Origin of the sequence: Ligilactobacillus salitolerans (assembly GCF_003864415.1) — a bacterium.
Taxonomy (GTDB): Bacteria; Bacillota; Bacilli; order Lactobacillales; family Lactobacillaceae; genus Ligilactobacillus; species Ligilactobacillus salitolerans.
This window is the reverse complement of record NZ_BFFP01000024.1, coordinates 1-19,335: the sequence shown is the minus strand read 5'-3', so window position 1 is coordinate 19,335 and position 19,335 is coordinate 1. Positions and strand designations below refer to the sequence as shown.

Annotated in this window: 16 protein-coding genes; 11 read left to right on the top strand and 5 right to left on the bottom strand. The window is 45.0% G+C overall.

The genetic code is table 11. The features are described 5' to 3' along the window. The first annotated feature begins 250 nt into the window (after positions 1 to 250). The 6 genes from LFYK43_RS07515 (at position 251) to LFYK43_RS07490 (ending at position 7,237) form a co-directional block, all read left to right on the top strand. Entirely contained in the window at positions 251 to 1,876 is a 1,626-nt protein-coding gene (locus tag LFYK43_RS07515; protein ID WP_124977000.1) for a peptide ABC transporter substrate-binding protein, read from the top strand. A 244-nt stretch (positions 1,877 to 2,120) separates the two neighbouring features. Further along, positions 2,121 to 3,050, top strand: a complete 930-nt coding sequence (gene opp3b, locus LFYK43_RS07510) for an oligopeptide ABC transporter permease (RefSeq protein ID WP_124976998.1) — start codon at positions 2,121 to 2,123, stop codon at positions 3,048 to 3,050. Positions 3,051 to 3,053: 3 nt separating this feature from the next. After that, positions 3,054 to 4,088, top strand: coding sequence for an ABC transporter permease (locus LFYK43_RS07505; protein ID WP_124976996.1), 1,035 nt, complete (start codon positions 3,054 to 3,056; stop codon positions 4,086 to 4,088). An 8-nt stretch (positions 4,089 to 4,096) separates the two neighbouring features. Further along, positions 4,097 to 5,137 carry an ABC transporter ATP-binding protein gene (locus LFYK43_RS07500; protein ID WP_124976994.1) on the top strand — a complete coding sequence of 347 codons (1,041 nt, stop codon included), beginning with the start codon at positions 4,097 to 4,099 and terminating at the stop codon, positions 5,135 to 5,137. 24 nt (positions 5,138 to 5,161) lie between these two features. Then, positions 5,162 to 6,139 (top strand): ABC transporter ATP-binding protein, encoded by a 978-nt coding sequence (locus LFYK43_RS07495; RefSeq protein ID WP_124976992.1) that lies wholly within the window; start codon positions 5,162 to 5,164, stop codon positions 6,137 to 6,139. Positions 6,140 to 6,241: 102 nt separating this feature from the next. Next, complete coding sequence (locus LFYK43_RS07490; RefSeq protein ID WP_124976990.1) at positions 6,242 to 7,237, top strand: nuclease-related domain-containing protein; 996 nt, start codon at positions 6,242 to 6,244, stop codon at positions 7,235 to 7,237. Positions 7,238 to 7,529: 292 nt separating this feature from the next. Here LFYK43_RS07490 and LFYK43_RS07485 read toward each other — a convergent pair whose 3' ends face one another. Genes LFYK43_RS07485 through LFYK43_RS07475 form a run of 3 tightly spaced genes read right to left on the bottom strand, consistent with a single transcriptional unit; the run spans position 7,530 to position 10,803 of the window. Next, positions 7,530 to 8,204 (bottom strand): histidine phosphatase family protein, encoded by a 675-nt coding sequence (locus LFYK43_RS07485; RefSeq protein ID WP_124976988.1) that lies wholly within the window; start codon positions 8,202 to 8,204, stop codon positions 7,530 to 7,532. A gap of 24 nt (positions 8,205 to 8,228) precedes the next feature. Continuing rightward, positions 8,229 to 8,897 (bottom strand): histidine phosphatase family protein, encoded by a 669-nt coding sequence (locus LFYK43_RS07480; protein WP_124976986.1) that lies wholly within the window; start codon positions 8,895 to 8,897, stop codon positions 8,229 to 8,231. Positions 8,898 to 8,943: 46 nt separating this feature from the next. Beyond that, positions 8,944 to 10,803, bottom strand: a complete 1,860-nt coding sequence (locus LFYK43_RS07475; RefSeq protein ID WP_124976984.1) for a monovalent cation:proton antiporter family protein — start codon at positions 10,801 to 10,803, stop codon at positions 8,944 to 8,946. 171 nt (positions 10,804 to 10,974) lie between these two features. Between LFYK43_RS07475 and helD the strand changes: the two genes are divergently transcribed. After that, complete coding sequence (gene helD / locus LFYK43_RS07470; RefSeq protein WP_124976982.1) at positions 10,975 to 13,278, top strand: RNA polymerase recycling motor HelD; 2,304 nt, start codon at positions 10,975 to 10,977, stop codon at positions 13,276 to 13,278. Positions 13,279 to 13,404: 126 nt separating this feature from the next. On the opposite strand, the gene LFYK43_RS07465 is transcribed toward helD, so the two are convergent. Further along, a complete protein-coding gene (locus LFYK43_RS07465) occupies positions 13,405 to 13,968 on the bottom strand; it encodes a GDSL-type esterase/lipase family protein (RefSeq protein WP_124976980.1) in 564 nt (187 codons plus the stop codon). Positions 13,969 to 14,038: 70 nt separating this feature from the next. After that, positions 14,039 to 14,614 (bottom strand): TetR/AcrR family transcriptional regulator, encoded by a 576-nt coding sequence (locus LFYK43_RS07460; RefSeq protein ID WP_124976978.1) that lies wholly within the window; start codon positions 14,612 to 14,614, stop codon positions 14,039 to 14,041. Between the two features lie 134 nt (positions 14,615 to 14,748). Between LFYK43_RS07460 and LFYK43_RS07455 the strand changes: the two genes are divergently transcribed. From LFYK43_RS07455 to guaA, 4 genes are all read left to right on the top strand, one after another. Beyond that, positions 14,749 to 15,735: a lipocalin-like domain-containing protein gene (locus LFYK43_RS07455; protein WP_124976976.1), complete on the top strand. Its 987-nt coding sequence runs from the start codon at positions 14,749 to 14,751 to the stop codon at positions 15,733 to 15,735. Between the two features lie 189 nt (positions 15,736 to 15,924). Further along, positions 15,925 to 16,224 carry a hypothetical protein gene (locus LFYK43_RS07450; protein WP_229717996.1) on the top strand — a complete coding sequence of 100 codons (300 nt, stop codon included), beginning with the start codon at positions 15,925 to 15,927 and terminating at the stop codon, positions 16,222 to 16,224. Between the two features lie 343 nt (positions 16,225 to 16,567). Beyond that, positions 16,568 to 17,488 carry a type I pantothenate kinase gene (gene coaA, locus LFYK43_RS07445; RefSeq protein ID WP_124976972.1) on the top strand — a complete coding sequence of 307 codons (921 nt, stop codon included), beginning with the start codon at positions 16,568 to 16,570 and terminating at the stop codon, positions 17,486 to 17,488. A 109-nt stretch (positions 17,489 to 17,597) separates the two neighbouring features. Beyond that, complete coding sequence (gene guaA / locus LFYK43_RS07440) at positions 17,598 to 19,151, top strand: glutamine-hydrolyzing GMP synthase (protein WP_124976970.1); 1,554 nt, start codon at positions 17,598 to 17,600, stop codon at positions 19,149 to 19,151. Positions 19,152 to 19,335 lie beyond the last annotated feature (184 nt).

Sequence of the window (19,335 nt, the reverse complement as noted above, 5' to 3'; positions counted from 1 at the left end):
GTGCGTGCTGTAAAACAAAAAATGCCAGAAATAAAAACGCTGCCATCGATCTTTTGAAAAGTTAAATGAGAAAATAAAGTGCTGCTAAGTCTAGGAAAACCGAGCATATTAGGAAAAGCAAAAATTAAAAATTAAAAAAATTAGAAGATAGTCTTGATTTTGACATCAATTTCATATAGAATTTAAAACAGTATCAGAGAAGAGATCGACAGGATCTGTCTCATACATATTAAAAGGAGTTGTTACTGACATGAAGTTAAAAAAATTTGCTGCTGCGGGTGCGGTAGTTGCTGTTTCAGCATTAACCTTAGCTGCTTGCGGCTCTAAATCATCCGATTCATCTTCTAAACAAGTTTTAAACTGGGATGAATCTGCTGAATTGCCAACAATGGACCTCTCTAAAGCAACTGACGTTGTTAGTTTTAATGCATTAAATAATTCGATGGAAGGTCTTTACCGTTTGGGCAAAGATTCCAAGATTGAACCAGGTTTGGCAAAGAAAACCACTGTTTCTAATGACGGCTTGACCTATACATTTGACTTGCGTAAATCACAATGGTCAAACGGTCAAAAAGTAACTGCTAAAGATTTCGTTTATTCATGGCAACGGACAGTTGATCCTAAGACTGGTTCACAGTATGCTTACCTCTTCGATGGCATCAAGAATGCTAACGATGTTATGAATGGCAAGAAGCCATTGAGTGCTTTGGGTGTGAAAGCAGTCGGCGACTACAAGCTGCAAGTTACATTAGATAAGAAACTGCCATACTTCAAGCTGCTGATGGGCTTTGCAGTCTTCTTCCCACAAAATGAAAAAGCTGTTAAGCAATACGGCGACAAGTACGGTACAGCTTCCAAGTACATGGTTTATAACGGACCATTTAAGCTGACCAAGTGGACAGGTTCTAACTTGAGCTGGACTTTAGCTAAGAACAACAAGTACTGGGATAAGAAGAACGTTAAACTTGATACCATTAACTACAAGGTCAACAAGAGTAACTCAACTGCCTATAACTTGTACAAGACCAACAAGCTTGACGCAACTCCTTTGAGTTCTGAACAAGCTAAGCAGTTGAAGAATGATAAAGAATTCATTACTCGTCGTGGTGCAAGTACTTTCTACTTCCAATACAACCAGACAAAGAAAGCCTTCCAGAACAAGAAGATCCGTCAGGCATTATCAATGTCGATCAACCGCGAACAGTTCGTCAAGAAGGTCTTGGGTGACGGCTCAACAGTTGCTAAGGGTCTCGTATCGAGCGATTTAGCTAAGAACAACGGTAAAGACTTCGCTGCAGATGCATACGTTAAGGACGGCGTTTCCCATAACAAGACTGAAGCTAAGAAGCTATGGCAAGAAGGTCTGAAAGAAGTTGGGATCGATCACTTGGATATCAACATGTTGAGTGATGATTCTGATAAGGCTAAGGCATCGACTGACTTCATTCAAAGCCAGATCGAATCTACATTGGGCGACAGCGTTCGAGTAAACGCCTCAAACGTACCGTTCAAGACACGTCTTTCTCGTTCTGAAGCAGGTAACTTTGACATGGTAATTTCCGCTTGGGGTGCTGACTTTGCTGATCCGATCAGCTTCTTGGATCTGTTCACTTCTAACAACTCACAAAACGATGGCGAATGGAAGAATTCTGAATACGACAAGTTGATCCAGGCTTCCAAGACAACTGATGCTGGCAATACTGACAAGCGTTGGGATGACTTGGTCAAAGCTGAAAAGATCTTAGTTCAAGAACAAGGAATCGCACCATTGTATCAACAAGCAACAGCTTGGATGGTTAAGTCCAAAGTCAAGGGTGTTATCTACAATTCATCCGGTTCTAACTACAACTTCAAGGATGCTTATATTAAAGAATAATCCGGTTCCTTTAGTCTAAAGGCCGAATAAAGCCATAGGGGGATTGACACGCTTAACGTTGTCAGTTCCCCTTGACTTTATAATCGTGGATCTGCAGTTAAAAAAGTAACTTTAATTGCGCTTTAATAGATTTAAAGTTAAAATTATAGGATGCTTAATTGCATCATGATACTTCGATCAAGACCGGCTGTGCAGCCGCTTGTTCGTTGTACATAGAGACAAACCTAGAATGTGAGGGTGAATTATGAAAAAGTACCTATTAAAGAGGCTTTTATACATGGCCTTGACCTTGTTCTTGGTTGCGACGATCACTTTCTTCTTAATGAAGTTAATGCCTGGGACACCATATTCCAACCAGGAAAAGATGACCCCGCAACAAATTAAGATCATGAACCAGCAATATGGATTGGATAAACCGATCTGGCTGCAATACGTGATCTACATTTTCGGAATGCTGCACGGTGATATGGGAACTTCCTTCCAGTTCAGCAACCAGCCGGTTTCCTACTTGATTTCCAGCCGGATTGGCGCTTCCGCTCAATTGGGTGTGCAAGCCATGATCTTTGGGGTCGTTTTGGGGATCCTTGTTGGTTCGATCGCAGCTATCTACCGTAATACCTGGGTCGATACAACTGCCACAGTGCTTTCGATCATTGGTAAGTCAGTGCCTAACTTCGTTTTGGCGGTCCTTTTGCAATACTATATTGCTTTGAAGCTCGGCTGGTTCCCAATTGCCGATTGGGGCGGCTTTGAGTATACGATCTTGCCGACAATTGCTTTAGGTGTTGGACCCCTAGCCGAAACGGCGCGTTTCATTCGAACCGGGATGGTCGATGTTTTGAATTCCGATTACATCGAACTGGCACGCGCTAAAGGGATGAATAAGACAGGGATCATTTACCACCATGCTTTACGAAATAGTTTGATCCCATTGGTTACTTTGATCGGACCATATACTGTCGCTTTGATGACTGGGTCGATGGTTATTGAAAATATCTTTTCGATCCCAGGAATTGGTGAACAATATGTGAAGTCGATCCAGACCAATGACTATCCAACGATTATGGGTGTGACAATGTTATTCTGTTTCGGCTTAGTTTTGATTATTTTGCTGACAGATATTATCTACGGCATTATCGATCCCCGGATCAGACTTACTGGAAATGAGGACTAATAAATGGCAGAAGAGAAAATTAATTTACAAGCCGACAGCTTTGAACCATTGGCTCAACATACTGAAGACGAGCTTGATAGTGAAAAAATTGCTGCCCCTTCGCTAACGTTCTCCCAGGATGCTTGGCGACGTTTGAAGAAAAACAAGGGTGCCGTGATCTCATTGTTCTTGATTTTGATCATGGTGATCGTATCTTTCGGTTCGACTCCTTTCATCAACCATGCTGAGTTGGTTAAATCTAACCCAGAATATGCTAACCTCCCGGCTAAAATTCCGGGCATCGACATCAATGGTTTGAACGGTAAGATGAAGGTCAGCGGCGTCTGGACAGACGTTTACAAACAAAACGGCATTAAAGACAGCGTGCACTTTGCACTGGGTACAGATTACTTAGGACACTCCTTAGCACAACGGATCATCTATGGGACGAAAATTTCCTTGACCGTTGCGATCGTGGCAACGCTGTTTGACCTTTTGATCGGGGTGACATATGGGATAGTCTCCGGTTGGAAAGGTGGACGAACTGATAACGTGATGCAGCGTATCATCGAAATCATTTCGTCCATTCCAAACCTGATCATTGTTGTGCTGATGCTGATCATCTTTAAACCTGGGATGACTTCGATCATTTTGGCCCTGGCCATTTCTGAATGGACCACGATGGCCCGAATGATCCGAGCGGAGACGCTGTCGTTAAAGACCGAAGAATATGTCTTAGCGGCGCGGACCCTCGGTGAATCCACAGGAAAAATCGCTTGGAAGCATCTGGTACCGAATTTGTCGAGTATCATTATTATTCAAACGATGTACACGATCCCCAACGCCATCTTCTTCGAAGCTTTCTTGAGCTTTATTGGTATTGGGATCTCAGCACCGCAGACCTCATTAGGTGTTTTGCTGAACGACGGCCAGAAGAACTTCCAGTTTTTGCCATACCAGATGTGGTATCCGGCAATTGTCTTGGTTATCTTGATGATCGCCTTCAACTTGCTAGGTGATGGTTTACGTGATGCATTTGATCCAAGAACAAGAAGGTAGGTCGTATTATGGGTGAAAGAATTTTAGATATTAAAAACCTCCAGATCAATTTCCATACCTACGCCGGTGACGTTAAAGCCATTCGTGACGTCAGCTTTCATTTAGATAAGGGTGAAACCTTGGCGATCGTAGGGGAATCTGGTTCTGGAAAGTCAGTTACCACCAAAAGTTTAATGGGACTTTTGGCTAATAACGCGCGAGTTGTTGGCGGCCAAGTCCTCTTCCATGGTGAAGATATTTTAAAGAAGTCTGAAAAGCAGATGCAAAACATTCGCGGTAAAGATATCGCGATGATTTTCCAGGATCCGATGACTTCGCTTGATCCAACAATGAAGATCGGTAAGCAGATTGCCGAACCGCTGATCAAGCATAAACATGTTGAAAAACGCAAGGCACTTGCACAAGCCTTGGAGATTTTAAAGCTGGTTGGGATCGATCAGGCTGAAAAACGGATGAATGATTATCCGCACCAATTTTCCGGTGGGCAGCGCCAACGGATCGTGATCGCGATCGCTTTGGTCTGCTACCCAGAAATTCTGATCGCTGACGAACCAACAACGGCTTTGGATGTTACTATTCAGGCGCAGATCCTTGATTTGATGAAGGAATTGCAGCAAAAAATCGAAACATCGATCATCTTCATCACGCATGATTTGGGTGTTGTTGCCGGGATGGCTGACCGGGTAGCTGTAATGTATGCCGGGCAGATCATCGAATACGGTTCAGTTGACGAGATCTTCTACAACCCGCAACATCCATATACTTGGGGCTTGCTCAATTCGATGCCGACATTGAGCTCGACTAACCTGGAAGCTATTCCTGGGACCCCGCCAGATCTTTTGGATCCGCCGAAGGGTGATCCATTTGCCGCCAGAAATCCTTATGCAATGAAGATCGATGCGGAAGAAAAACCGCCGTTCTTTAAGGTTTCTGACACTCACTATGCCTCAACTTGGCTCTTGCATCCAGATGCACCGAAAATTACACCGCCAGACGAAATTGTCAGACGGCGCAAGGTTTTCGCTGCAATGCAAGCCAGTGCTAATTAATAGACCAAGGAAGGAAGAAACCACATGCCAGAAAATCGAAAAAAAGTTCTCGAAGTTAAGCATTTAAAGCAATACTTCGGCGTGGGAAAACCTGGAATGGTCAAAGCGGTCGATGACGTCTCCTTTGATATTTACGAAGGCGAAGTTTTCGGACTTGTTGGCGAGTCAGGCTCAGGTAAAACTACTGCAGGGCGCAGTATCATTCATTTATACAATCCAACAGACGGACAAATCATTTTTAACGGTAAGGATGTCAGCTCCTTTAAAAGCAAACAAGACAAGCTGGACTTTACCCGCAATATGCAGATGATCTTCCAGGATCCGCAGGCTTCTTTGAATCCCCGGATGACAGTTGAAGATATCATCGCTGAAGGGATCGATATCCATCATTTGGCCAAGGATAAGGCTGACCGGCGCAAAAAAGTGGAAGACTTACTGGAAACAGTTGGTTTGAACCGCGACCATGCTAGTCGTTATCCTCATGAATTCTCCGGTGGGCAGCGGCAGCGGATCGGGATCGCCCGTGCCCTAGCCGTTGAACCGTCGTTCATCATTGCTGACGAACCGATCTCTGCTTTGGACGTTTCCATTCAGGCCCAAGTTGTCAACTTGATGAAAGACTTACAGGTTCAAAAGGGCTTGACCTACTTATTCATCGCCCATGATTTGTCGATGGTGAAGTACATTTCTGACCGGATCGGCGTGCTGCATTTCGGCAAACTTTTGGAAGTTGGACCAGCCGACGATGTTTATCTCAAACCGCTGCATGATTACACCAAGAGTTTAATCTCAGCGGTCCCAGAGCCGGATCCAGAGTTTGAAAGAACGCGTAAACGTGTACCGTATGATGCTTCAATCGAAAAAGACAAGGAAGGTCAACCGCGTAAATTGCGTGAGATCGTTCCAGGTCACTTTGTTCGGTGTTCGGAAGCAGAAATTCCTTTCTACAAGGAACGTGCGGAAAAATATGAAACAACAGAACAGCCTCTGCCAACGGTTTAGGTCGTTTTGAAAGAAGAGCAGTTGTCTTTTTAAAAGACAGCTGTTTTTTTTGCAAAAAAATTGGATTTTTTGCGTATTTATAAGTAGAAGGGAGGCGATAATTTGCGCAGTAAATCAAATGAATTCCAGTACTTGGAAGTGCTGAATGAGCGGTCTAAATTAACTGTGCGGGAACGTGACGCATTGAATGCTTGTCAAAAAGGATACAGTGGGGAAGTTTATTTGGATCAAGCCCTGCAGTTGGTTACCCAGGGAGCTGAGTCTTTTTGGGACGATTTGAATTTAAACTATCTCGGTCAAAGAATCCAGATCGATAAGTTGCTGCAAATTTGCTCAACGCTGTATTTGATCGACGTCAAAAACTATCATGGACACTATACTTATCGCGACCGGACTTGGTATTGTAACGGCAAACCCACGACGCACAACATCTTTAACCAGATCGACCGGGCACATGATGTGCTGGCACGGATCTTATTTGAACAGCACGTTAACTTGCAAATCGTTAAAGTTTTAGTATTTCTGGACTCAACGGCAACGATCGATGTTGGAGAGCAAACAGGGATAGTGACGAAATATCTCTGGGATTTCTGTGACTGGATCCAAAAAATTTATCGCGAACAGGCTGGGCTCCCACGACCAATCGGGGAGTGGCAGAAGGTGCTCCGTCCTTATGTTGTTGAACCTTACCGGCAAGCAGAAGATTTCTCCGTGGATCCGCAACGAAGATTGCGCCAAGGGATAGTTTGTCCGAAGTGCTTCGGAAATCAATGGAATGATAACCGCTACTTTTACGCGTGCCAACGCTGCGGCTTTTGCCAAACTAAAGAAGAAGCCTATGTCCGCACTATTTGCGACTATGGAACGTTTTACTTTAAGAAGGATCTTTATAAACGGGATTTGGAAATTTTTTTGGGTCCTGGTTGTAATAATAGATATCTGAAAATGGTGCTTAATAAGCACTTTGATATAGTACAGCACCGTTCCACAGAAAGTTTTTATAAAAACGAAGGGGTCCGGTTTGAATATTGGTTTCATGATAAATCTGAATATTTTAACAATATTGGACGCAGAGTCAATTGGAATGCAGATAATTAACTATATAAAAAATAGCAGTTTGCCACAGGATTACTAAGTTTAAGCCAGAGCCCGGCAGCTCTGTCGTTAGTTTGGCAAAGTAATGTCCGAGCCGCCGAGGTCGGCCATAAGTTTAGCAAAGTAACGTCCGAGCCACCGAGGTCGGCCATAAGTTTAGCAAAGTAATGTCCGAGCTCGGGACCTCTCTGCCGTAAATCAGCCAAAGTACAGGATATTAGAATAAAAAAACGTTAATTACTCCTTGATTTAAGTAAACCAATGAATAATTAACGTTTTTCATTTAGATTTTATTTTATTGGCCGTAGTTAAATTCATCATCGACCTGGTTAAAGTAGGCTACCTTGACCTGATCGCCATCCATGACTAATTTAGTCACAGAACCGTTTTTCGGCCCGACGGTCTGGTCGACGTTTTCATCGAAACGAGCGGCAATGCTGCGGATCGTTGTGCCATGACTGACGATCAGAATATTGTCGTTGTCCTTGGCGATCCCTTTGATATAGTCAAAGCCGGCATCGACTCGCTTCCAGTATTCCTCAGCGTCTTCCGCGTTGTGGAAGGGGTCAGCCTGTTTAGTGAAATTCTTCGTGTCATCCATTGAATATTTGGCGGCCATTTCGTGAAACGAGCGGCAGCCGTGCGCCGCGCCGACCATCAACCAAGCTTGGTCTGAATCCGAGCCTTCGAAGTAGCCGTAGCTTTGCTCACGGAAAGCTGAGAGCTCTTCTGGGTCTGGCAGTTCCGGCGAGGAAACATTTTCTTGCAGTAAAAAGTAGCAGGTTTTTTCAGCACGTGTTGTGTCGCTGTGAAAAGCACGGGCAAAATTAATGTGGCTGAGATGTTGGCCTGCCATATGTCCATCCAGCATTCCCTTGGGTGTTAACGGCGAGTCGCACCAGCCTTGCATCCTGTTGTATTTATTTAAAATTGTCTGCCCATGTCTGACTAGGTAAATATTAAATGCCATAACGTCTGCTCCTAACTTTGAGATCTAGTAGTCAAAATCTGAGTCGGTTTGATTGTAGTAATCGACAGTGAACTTGTGGCCATCGACAGTCAGTTTGGTGACTGAACCGTTGTCTGGGTCCGGAAATAACGGTGTACTTTGGTCAAACAAATGAGCGATACTGCGGATCGTCATCGCATGACTGACCACCAGCACATTTTTGTCATCAGGAATATTGTCGCGCAGATAGTCAAAACCGATCTTGATCCGGCTCCAAAAGTCAGCTTCGTTTTCCGCGTCGTTAAACGGGTCGGCTTCTTTCATGAAGTTGCGTGACGCTCCCAAAGAATAATTGGTGACGATGTCTTTAAAGGACAAGCAGTTATGAGCCGCCCCAATCATCCGCCAAGCTTGATTAGCATCTGAGCCTTCGAAATAGCCGAAACTTTGCTCGCGGAAATTACGCAGCTCCTTAGGCTTTAGTTCATTAGGGGTTGCTGTGTTTTCTTGCAAAATGTATTCGCATGTTCTTTTGGCACGCATTGTATCGCTATGAAAGACATAGTCGAATTTCTTATGGGCTAAACGCTGACCTGCCAAATGAGCATCTGCTAAGCCTTTGGCGGTTAAAGGCGAGTCACACCAGCCTTGCATGCGGTTGTACATGTTAAAAAAAGTTTGTCCGTGACGCACTAGGTAGACTGAAAAAGCCATGTTTATCTTCCTCCTCTAATAGTGTTGCTAACACTAGTATACAATACTATTGATTGTTCTTGCTAAGAATCTTGCGCAGCCTTGCGACCACCTCGTGACTGCCGGACAGCAGCAAGTGGTCGCCTAGCTCCAATTGGGTACTGCCGTGGGGGGGCAGAAACTTGCCCTTGTGCACGATCCGGCTGACGACAATATTTTTAATTTCCGGCAGATCCGCCAGGGCAGTCCCTGCGTAACGCGCGTTGTTTAAGACGACTTCAAAGATCTCAGATCGCGACGAAGTCAGCATGTGCAGCATTTCAGGCGATTCGATCGCTGAGCGCAGTAAACCGACGCTGGTCGTGAAGGTGCTGAAAAATTCGATCCCCTTGTTGGTGAGCTCTTTTTTCATTTGCTGCGAATCTTCTGGGTCACGAGTCTCCAAACGCAAAATGACGCGTGGAACACCGTACTCTTTGGCGGCGAGCGCTATTTTGTAGTTATCAGAGGCAAAGCGGTGGGTCAAAACTAAAATGTCGGTGTCAAAGACTTCAGCAGCGATCAAACGTTTTGGATCCATCGTGTCTAGCAAGGTGATGTCAGTGACCCCATGGTAAGCATCATAGCGTTGAGGGTTGTCGGTATAGAGCTTAACTTGATACCAATCTTTGGGCAAATCATGGACAGTATTGACCGCGATCAGGTTTGCACCGATGATATGCACGTCTGTTTTGACGGCAGGTTCGTGTTCGGGATGATAGATCTGTTTAAATAGTAATGGTCCGACCAAACAGGTCAAAATCCCTGCGATAATAAAGGCGCCGCCTTGAGCTGAAGTCATGGCATGAATGTTTTCGGCCACCGTGACCGCAGCTAGGATCAAGGTGATAGTCGTTTCAGATAAAAGTGTAGCTGCCCAAGAATTAGTTTTGGAAAACAATGTACGATAGCCAAAATAAGCAGGCAATTTGGCGATCAAAAAGGCGACCAGCAAGACTGGGATCAAGACCAGAGTGGTTTTGGAAGCAATCAATGCGGGCAAGTTTAATTTGACACCCGTCAGAATAAAGAAGAAGGGGATCAAGAAGCCATAGCCGACGGCATCTAGTTTCTGCTGGGTCTGTTCGGTCGGCTCCAGTAATTTGATAACGATCCCCGCGATGAACGCCCCCAAGATATTTTCGGCTCCGACAGTTTCTGCCAGCACGACTAAAATGATGATCACTAGAAAGGCAAAACGCATATCGAGCTGGGTCGTTGATTTGGTGTATTGCTGAAACTTGCGAAAAAAGTTCTTGAAACGCCGTAATAAAACGATTGCCGCCAAAAAGACCAGCAAAACCAGCCAAACTGTACTGCTGTGGCCACTCTTTAGGGCAGCGTAAAAAGTTAACGCTAGAAGAGGGATAACCTCGCCTAAAACTGCAAAGAGCAGGAGACTTTGACCATAGGCTTTTCCCAGCAGTTCATTTTCCTTTAAGATCCCAATGATCAGTCCCAGGGCAACGGTTGCCAGCAAAATCGTGGCTAAGGTAAGATCGGTAAAGAGACCTGTGAGATGCAAGATCACGGCTAGCGCTAAGGAGCAGACAACAGTAGCACCATAGGCGAGAGCAGCCGTTTTGACCGGCGAATTGTTAGTTTTATTTTGAGCCTTTTTGGCAGCCAGAGCGGTGGAGGTGTCGGTTCGGGTAAATAACGAAAAGTCGATCTCCATCCCGCTCAAAAAGAGCAGCAAGATCACGCCAAGGGTGGACATTGTCGTTAGAACTTCATTGACGTGGACAATGTTAAAGGCACTTTGCCCAAGCAAAACACCGACGATGATCTCGGCGATCGAACTGGGTAGTAGTGAGATTTTGAAGCGAGCCAGCAGCATAGGAATTAAGAAAGCTGCCACGGCAACGATAACTAAAGAAAGATCCATAAAATAGGGCTCCTTAACGAATAAAGATAAATGATTACCGTTATTGTACTGAAAATTCGGCTGACTCGGCAACTTTTGTGATTGCTAGCGGCTAGGCGCTTTGATTGTAGCTGCCCTTAAATGATGGTAAAATGGTATATTAGATTTTATCTCAAACGGGGGCTTGATGGCATGAGTTTGACTATTAAAGAGCAAGAACAAAAACGGATGGACCAAGTGGTTGCTAAAATCGACCAAGCCGCGGCTAAAAGCCAGGCTAATATTGATAGTGCTGGTGCAGACCAGCGGGCGATCATGGAGGACTTTAAAAATAATGTCCGCATCAAGACCGGAACATATTCCGGGATGATGGAAACTGCTTTAACCGTGCGTCAGCAGCAGACCATGCTTCAGGAGCGCGAGAACAACTGGCGTCAGGCGACACAGCAACTGGACGTGCTGCAACGCTTGAAAAAGACGCCTTATTTTGCCCGGATCGATTTCCAGGAAAACGGCGAGAAAAAACCAGAGAGTGTCTACATCGGCTTAAGTTCGTTCACTGATAAAACAGATCACTTTTTGATCTATGATTGGCGCGCGCCGATCTCGAGCATTTATTATGACGGCGGCTTGGGGCAAGTCTCCTATGATACGCCCGATGGGGAGCAAACGGTGGACCTCACATTAAAGCGGCAATTTATGGTTGAAAACGGGCAGATTTTGACTGTTTTTGATACCGATGAAACTGTCGGCGACCAGATGCTTTTAGAAGTCTTAGATGAAGCGTCTGATACCAAAATGAAAAGCATCGTTTCCACGATTCAAAAAGAACAAAATAAAATTATTCGTGATACCAAATCAGATCTCTTATTCGTGCAAGGTGCTGCTGGTTCAGGCAAAACTTCCGCCGTGTTGCAGCGAGTAGCCTTTTTACTTTACCGTTACCGCGGTAATTTGAGTTCCAGCCAGGTAATCTTGTTTTCACCGAACCAATTATTCAACGATTATATCGATCAAGTTTTGCCGGAATTAGGCGAACAGAATATGGTCCAGATGACTTTCTATCAGTACGCTAAGCGCCGGGTGCCCAAACTGCACGTCGAGACTTTGCAGGAACGATTTGAAAAAGAAACTGAGCCTCAGGGACGAGCTGCCAAAAAACTGAAAGACAGCTTGGCCTTCTTTAAAGCGGTCAATGCTTACGCTGACTTTTTAAATCAGCAGGGCATGCACTTCAAAGCAATCTCGTTTCGCGGCAAGCCATTTTTCTCCAAAGAGCAAATCAAAGAGATCTATTATGGCTTTAATCTCAATTACAATCTGCGGAATCGCTTGTCAGCGACACGGGAAGCTTTGCTGAAAAAGCTCAGCGGCCGGGTCAACCGGGAAGCACGGACAGAACGGGTCCAAAAAGCAGTCCAAGAGTTGGGACAAGATGAGTTGAATGCCCTTTATGGCGATCATCCGCGTAATTTTGCCAATGGTGATAAGGAAATGACTTTCTTGACCCAAGCCTATGTTACGCGGGAATTTCAGTCGATCAAAAAGTCGATCACGAGGAACCGTTTCATTAATATTAACGGGCAGTATGTCCATTTTCTGCGCCATTTGCCGGACTTGGTGGATGTCAAAGAAGCTGGCTTGACGGTTGATGAATGGCAGGCGACTGTTGACGAAACGGTTGCTGACTTGAAAAATGGCAAAATTTCCTTAGCGGATGTTTCTGCTTACCTCTATTTATTCGATCAGATCATTGGCAAGCGCGGCGACCTGGAAATGCGCCAAGTCTTTATCGATGAAATTCAGGATTATTCTGCTTTTCAGCTGGCCTTGCTCAAAGCAGAATTCCCGCGGGCTAAGTTTACGATGCTGGGTGATTTGAACCAGTCGATCTTTACCCAAGAAAACAGTCATTCTTTGTTGAATGAGTTGAATACGATGTTTGATGCCGCCAAGACCCAAGTTGTTCAGCTGACTAAATCATACCGTTCGACCCAGCAGATCACTGATTTTTCTAAGGAGATCTTGCATGACGGCGAAGCAGTCGAGGCTTTTGACCGGAATGGCGATCTGCCGACGATCACGGTCGATATCGATCAAGAGCAACTGGTGGGCGACGTGGCAGAGCAGCTGGCACAAAATGAGCGTGACAATATGACCACGGCGATCATTACCAAGAATTTCTCGGAGACCATCGAGTTGACGGAAAAACTCAAGCAGCGTGGGCAAAAGGTGACAGCAATCAAAACGGAGAATCAGCGCCTCGTACCAGGAACGATCGTCGTGCCATCGTACTTGGCAAAAGGACTTGAATTTGACGCGATCGTGGTCTGGAACGCTAACGAAGAAAATTACGCGCGTGAAGATGAGCGACAGTTAGTTTATACGATCTGCTCGCGGGCGATGCACCGCTTAAACATTTTTGCGGTTGGAGAATTGACACCGCTGATGGCGGGAATTTCTGCTGATAAATACAAGTTGACTAGCAGAGTCTAAATGAAAAACGGGTCGAGCGACCATATTGAGAATGGCTGCTCAACCCGTTTTTATATTTGTCGAAGAAGTCGGTGTTCTTGGACCAAGAAATGACAAAGTTTAGTCCAAGCTCCAAGCAAATTGGTATTACCCTAGTTTCTGCAGTACAAGCGGTACTAATTTTTCCAGCAGCAAGTCGTAGGCGACGGGCCGATAGTGCAAATCGTCCCTTTGCAAAATTGTGCTGGCTTCATGCCGACTAGCTTCTTGAAACCAGTCGACTACCGGGACCTGCTGTTCCTCGGCTGTCTTGACCGTAGCTTGCGCGTACTGTTTGAGCAGGTCAAGCGGGCGGTGTTCTTGTCTGCTTGGGCCCGTGATGCCCGGCGTGATCAGAATACACTTTTCTGCGCCGATCTGCTGTATCATGCTGGTTAGATTGGCTTGGTAGTGTTCCTTGGTCATTCCTGGCACCTGAACATCATTTGTTCCAAAGAAAATCACGACGATGTCTGGTTTATGTTCTAAAACATCCGGAACGATCCGCGCCAAGCCTCCCTCCGTATTGTCGCCTAAAACTCCGCGGTTGATCAGCTCCACTGCAACTGGGGCGAGTGCTTGGCGTAATTTGTCGGAAAAAACCGGAGTAGGGTGGCCGTGGGTGGCGCCAGCGGTGATACTGTCGCCAAATAGAACAATTCTTTTTCGCATAGATTTCATCCTCTTTTTCAGGGTCAGTTGGACATAAAAGCTGACTCTTTTTTTTAACTTGATTTTGGTTTTAATTCATTTGTTTTGATTCAATTAAATTCAGTGTTGGCTTTGAAAAAAGCTTATTTAGCAATAAGATGCTTTCCTTGAGTTTCACGATATCTTCTGACTTGCCGTAGCGACTGATGATGCTGATGATCCCGCTGGCCATAAATTCAAAGACATATGAAAGTTCCTCATCACACTTGGTCCCTCGCTGCAAAAATTCCCTGATCCACATTTTTTTGAGGGCATCTGCAGCAAGATTGGCCAGTTCAGATGAGCCATCCCGACCAATCAAAACACTTAAACGTTCAATTATATTCATCGTTTCTGAGTCGATCGTGACGTTCTCGATTTTACCGGTGAAGTAGGCTTGGGCGATTTTGGGCAATTCCACGGGTAAGCTTTCGGCAATGATTTTCCAGGCCAAATCCTCCACACTATCAAAGTGGTAATAAAATGTTGTCCGATTACACTCTGCATTTTTCACTAGTTCGCTGACCGTGATCTGCTTTAACGATTTCTTTTTCATCAACTTCCAGAACTCATTTTCAATGCGCGAGCGAACTGGATTTAGATTTTCATTCTTTTTGGGTCTAGCCATAGTCTTTCCTCCGACAAAATTGCAAAATTGATGGTTTTTTTTCTAAATTTTAACTGCTAATATTACGTTAATACATCAGGTGTTGTATTACAAGGCCTATGTAGATCAAACAAAAAATTTAGGAGGAATACGCAATGACAGAAAACTTTTCAGCGCCTCAAACCAAACTAGACAATATGGAACGACCTACACGACCGATGTTTATCGACCCAGTTGGAGATCTGCATCCCCAAGAAGGAATGATGGGAGACTCATGGTTCATTTGCAGCACGCTTGATGCCGGTGACCGGGAATTTGGTGTCTTGATCCATTATATTAAGAAACCAACTTTATCCGGGACAAGTACAATTGCGATCGCTGATATTTCTACTAGTCGTTACCTTCTTGATGAAGCTAAAGAAGCAGATTATGAAATTGCCGGGCAGGGATTCGAAGTCTCCAGCGACAATCTAAAGTGGTCTGCTGATGCAGCGACAATGCAGGCAAAAGGGAAAACAGAAGCTGGCGATGAATTTGACTTATCGTTCAAACGTCAAGGACCAGCAATTGCTTATAACGGTACTGGATATTTTCCACTGATCGACAATAAGTTAACCACCTATGAATATGGCTTTCCGAAGATGGACATCACAGGCAGTGTCACTGTCGACGGAAAAAATTATCCTGTGACCGGCAACGGCTGGTTTGACAGACAATGGTTCCCAGTCGCAGATGCCTCAACCTTGGCGTCCGGGGACACACGTTGGGTCTGGATCTCAATGCCGCTTTCCAACGGTGAAGTCGTTGCGGTGTGGAGTGCTACAGGTAAGGAAGAACACGGTTGGGCAGATATTTTGCACGCTGATGGCAGTCACACTATTGCTGATGTTGAGCCGATCTCGCAGAATATGTTCGGCATTTGGACGAGTGAAAAGAGCGGGATCAAATGGCCTTCAGGCTGGAATGTAACTATTCCGAGCGTCAATGCAAAGCTCAAAGTTACAATTGATTTCCAAGGGCAAGAGACTTTCGAAGGCTTCCACAGAATTGAAAGTGTGACTCACGTCGAAGGAACTTACAACGGTGAAGCTGTTACCAGCCGCGGTTGTGGCGAAATCGTCGGAGATCCACAGATCAAATAAATTTACTAAGCATGGTCATGTCAGCAGCAAGTGCAATTCAGAAATTATGTGCAGTGAACGCTGCTGGTGAAAAAATTGCTAAAAAGACTTGTTTTTTAAAGAAAGGGGCTCTTTTTGATGACAGTTGAAAATCTAGGTATCGGACGTTTTAGAGCTAAAAAAGAGAATCACGAAGCTATTGAACGTGCTATGCGTGAATTCTATGATTATGAGAGTGCACACCCAGAGATTTACCATTATTCTTCGACCCGCACCTATACAATGCCCGACGAAGAAGATCCTGAAAAAGAATACTGGATGTTCGTAGATAAATTTGAAGACTATGAAGATTATATCCATTCACTCTATGAAGCTTCGCACGGTGAAGACAACAAAGAAGGCCAAAGACTGATGGCTAAGGTTGTTTCCTATCATGAAGGATTTATCGGAAACGCGATCGACCATTGGACAGAAGTTCCTTCATTGAGGGTTGATGATCAAGGTCATTAGGTTCAATGATCAGTTGTAGGAATTATCGAACTGAAAGCCCAAAGAAAGCACTATTTGCTTGAAAGCAAGTAGTGCTTTCTTTTAATTTGGTCATACTTTTGGCAGTATAAGAGTTATCTTTTCCCAGGAATGTAGTAAGGCATTCAGTCAAACTAGGCTCGTGCAAGTCAAATTTCTCCTGATGCTACACCACTAGTGATGTAGATGGATATTTGTCAATGAAGTGAAGGCCCTTAAGAGTAACCGCTTTAATTTTTGCCGGCGATTTCCGCAAATCCATTAAAATCTATGCTATAATGCTTAGCGAATGTGTAAAAAGTACAGGCAAAAGAGAAGGGTATTCATGGAAAATCAACTTAATTATTACAAGATCCCGCGTTCGGAGTGGCGGCAGTTTTATCGTGACCATTACGTCCCTTTAACGAGCCGCGAATTGATGCGTCTGAAATCGCTCAATGATGTGATCTCGCTGCAAGACGTCGAGGAGATCTATATGCCGCTGGTTCATTTGCTAGGCATGCGGATGGAGCAGCAGGCAGCCAAACAAGCGAATTTGGCTGAATTTTTGGGGATCGAAAATAAACCGACACCATTCATTTTAGGGATCGCAGGTTCAGTCGCCGTGGGTAAAAGTACCGTGGCCCGTTTGCTCAGCGACTTGTTGACGGAAATTTTTCCGGACAAAAAGGTGCAGCAGATCACGACTGACGGATTTTTATATTCTTCTAAGGAATTGAAAGCCAAACATCTTTTGAGCCGGAAAGGTTTTCCTGAAAGTTACGATATGGAAAGCCTGATCAAATTCATTAACGATGTCAAAAACGGTCTGAAAGCCAAAGCTCCAGTCTATTCACACCAGATCTATGACCGGATCGAAGGCAAGTACGATGTGATCGACAAGCCGGATATTTTGATCCTGGAAGGGATCAATGTCTTACAGCTCCCTGAAAATCAGCAGATCTATGTCAGTGATTTCTTCGATTTTTCTATCTATGTCGACGCGGACGAAAAACTGATCGAAAAGTGGTATTTTGAGAGATTTGACCTAATCTTAGAGCGGGCTAAAAAAGATCCAACAAACTATTATTATGGTTATGCCCAAGGAGACCGGGACGTTGCTCACAAAATGGCCGGACAAGTCTGGCAGGATGTGAACCATAAAAACTTGCACGAGTATATCTTGCCGACCAGAAATCGCGCAGATTTAGTCTTAACAAAGGGAGAAAACCACCTGGTTGACGAACTTTTTCTCCGTAAATTCTAATTTAAAACGCTTTTTGTCCGGCTTTTCCGGTGAAAAGATTGACCGCCATGCATTTGGCCGGTACAATGATATGAGTAAAGAGTGTAAATTTTAAGATGAGGTGAATATCTTGGCTAAAGTTGATATGCAGGATTTCGACAAGATCATCGTGCTCGATTTCGGCAGCCAGTATAATCAGTTGATCACCAGACGGATCCGTGAATTTGGTGTCTACTCTGAATTGCTGTCTAATAAGCTGACCGCGCAAGAAATCAAGCAGATGGCGCCCAAGGGGATCATCCTTTCGGGCGGCCCTAATAGCGTCTATGATGAAGGGGCATTTTCTGTCGATCCTGAGATCTTCAATTTAGGGATCCCAGTCCTTGGGATCTGTTATGGAATGCAGATCATGGCGCACGAATTGGGCGGCAAGGTCGAGGGTGCAAATAACAAGCAGTACGGTAAAGCAATGATCACAGTCACTGATGAACAAGCACCAACTTTCAAGAACTTGCCGGCTGAACAGACAGTCTGGATGAGTCACGGTGACTTAGTGACTGAAGTGCCGGAAGGTTTCTTACCGACTGCAACCAGCGACAACTGTCCGATTTCGGCGATGGCCAACAATGCCAAGAAATTCTACGGCTTGCAATTTCATCCGGAAGTTCGCAACACTGAATACGGCAATGATATTTTGCGCCACTTTGCCTTTGACGTCTGCGAAGCCCGGTCTAACTGGTCGATGGAAGACTTCATTGACTTGCAAATTGCTAAAATTCGAGAAACGGTCGGCGACGACAAAGTCTTGCTTGGTTTATCCGGTGGGGTAGATTCTTCCGTTGTCGGTGTCTTGTTGCACGAGGCGATCGGGGATCAGTTGACCTGTATCTTCGTTGATCACGGCTTGTTGCGCAAGAACGAAGCTCAGCTGGTAATGGATAGTCTTGCTGGCAAATTTGGCTTGAACATCATCAAAGTCGATGCTCAGCAGCGTTTCTTGGACAAATTAGCCGGTGTGACTGATCCAGAAAAGAAACGTAAAATTATTGGAAATGAGTTTATCCAAGTCTTCAATGACGAAGCCATCAAGCTCAAGGGTGTCAAATGGCTAGCTCAAGGCACTTTATATACTGATGTGATCGAGTCTGGGACCGATACAGCACAAACGATTAAATCTCACCACAACGTGGGCGGTTTGCCGGAAGACATGGTCTTCAAGCTGATCGAACCCTTGAACACATTGTTCAAGGATGAAATCCGTGAATTGGGCGAGAAGCTGAACATGCCGCATGAACTGGTCTGGCGTCAGCCATTCCCAGGTCCTGGTTTAGGGATCCGTGTAATTGGTGAAATTACCGAAGATAAATTAGAGATCGTGCGTGAAAGCGACGCGATCTTACGTGAAGTCATCGCGCAACGCGGCTTAGACCAAGAGATCTGGCAATATTTCACTGTTTTGCCGGGAATTAAGTCAGTTGGTGTGATGGGCGACGGACGGACCTATGACTATACAGTCGGGATCCGTGCTGTGACATCGATCGATGGGATGACCGCCGACTTTGCTCAGATCCCATGGGATGTCTTGCAGGAGATATCAGTGCGGATCGTCAATGAAGTTGACCACGTCAACCGCATTGTCTACGACATCACGAGCAAGCCGCCGTCAACGATCGAGTGGGAATAAAAGGTACATGTAAATTGGACCCGGAATGTTGATTTAACGGCATTCTCGGAAGATACAAAGGATATGATTGGCGGGGGAATTGTTACGTTCCCCTCCAGAATCCCCGCCAAGTTTGGGCCAATTGAGGGCTGAGCTGGCGGGGATTTTTGGTGCGCCCGGCATGGGCAGTAACTAGGCGGTGTGA

Excerpts from the sequence above, each read along its gene's own strand:
- LFYK43_RS07515 (WP_124977000.1), top strand. The coding sequence starts at position 251 with ATGAAGTTAAAAAAATTTGCTGCTGCGGGTGCGGTAGTTGCTGTTTCA.
- opp3b (WP_124976998.1), top strand. The coding sequence starts at position 2,121 with ATGAAAAAGTACCTATTAAAGAGGCTTTTATACATGGCCTTGACCTTG.
- LFYK43_RS07505 (WP_124976996.1), top strand. The coding sequence starts at position 3,054 with ATGGCAGAAGAGAAAATTAATTTACAAGCCGACAGCTTTGAACCATTG.
- LFYK43_RS07500 (WP_124976994.1), top strand. The coding sequence starts at position 4,097 with ATGGGTGAAAGAATTTTAGATATTAAAAACCTCCAGATCAATTTCCAT.
- LFYK43_RS07495 (WP_124976992.1), top strand. The coding sequence starts at position 5,162 with ATGCCAGAAAATCGAAAAAAAGTTCTCGAAGTTAAGCATTTAAAGCAA.
- LFYK43_RS07485 (WP_124976988.1), bottom strand. The coding sequence starts at position 8,204 with ATGGCATTTAATATTTACCTAGTCAGACATGGGCAGACAATTTTAAAT.
- LFYK43_RS07480 (WP_124976986.1), bottom strand. The coding sequence starts at position 8,897 with ATGGCTTTTTCAGTCTACCTAGTGCGTCACGGACAAACTTTTTTTAAC.
- LFYK43_RS07475 (WP_124976984.1), bottom strand. The coding sequence starts at position 10,803 with ATGGATCTTTCTTTAGTTATCGTTGCCGTGGCAGCTTTCTTAATTCCT.
- helD (WP_124976982.1), top strand. The coding sequence starts at position 10,975 with ATGAGTTTGACTATTAAAGAGCAAGAACAAAAACGGATGGACCAAGTG.
- LFYK43_RS07465 (WP_124976980.1), bottom strand. The coding sequence starts at position 13,968 with ATGCGAAAAAGAATTGTTCTATTTGGCGACAGTATCACCGCTGGCGCC.
- LFYK43_RS07460 (WP_124976978.1), bottom strand. The coding sequence starts at position 14,614 with ATGGCTAGACCCAAAAAGAATGAAAATCTAAATCCAGTTCGCTCGCGC.
- LFYK43_RS07455 (WP_124976976.1), top strand. The coding sequence starts at position 14,749 with ATGACAGAAAACTTTTCAGCGCCTCAAACCAAACTAGACAATATGGAA.
- LFYK43_RS07450 (WP_229717996.1), top strand. The coding sequence starts at position 15,925 with ATGCGTGAATTCTATGATTATGAGAGTGCACACCCAGAGATTTACCAT.
- coaA (WP_124976972.1), top strand. The coding sequence starts at position 16,568 with ATGGAAAATCAACTTAATTATTACAAGATCCCGCGTTCGGAGTGGCGG.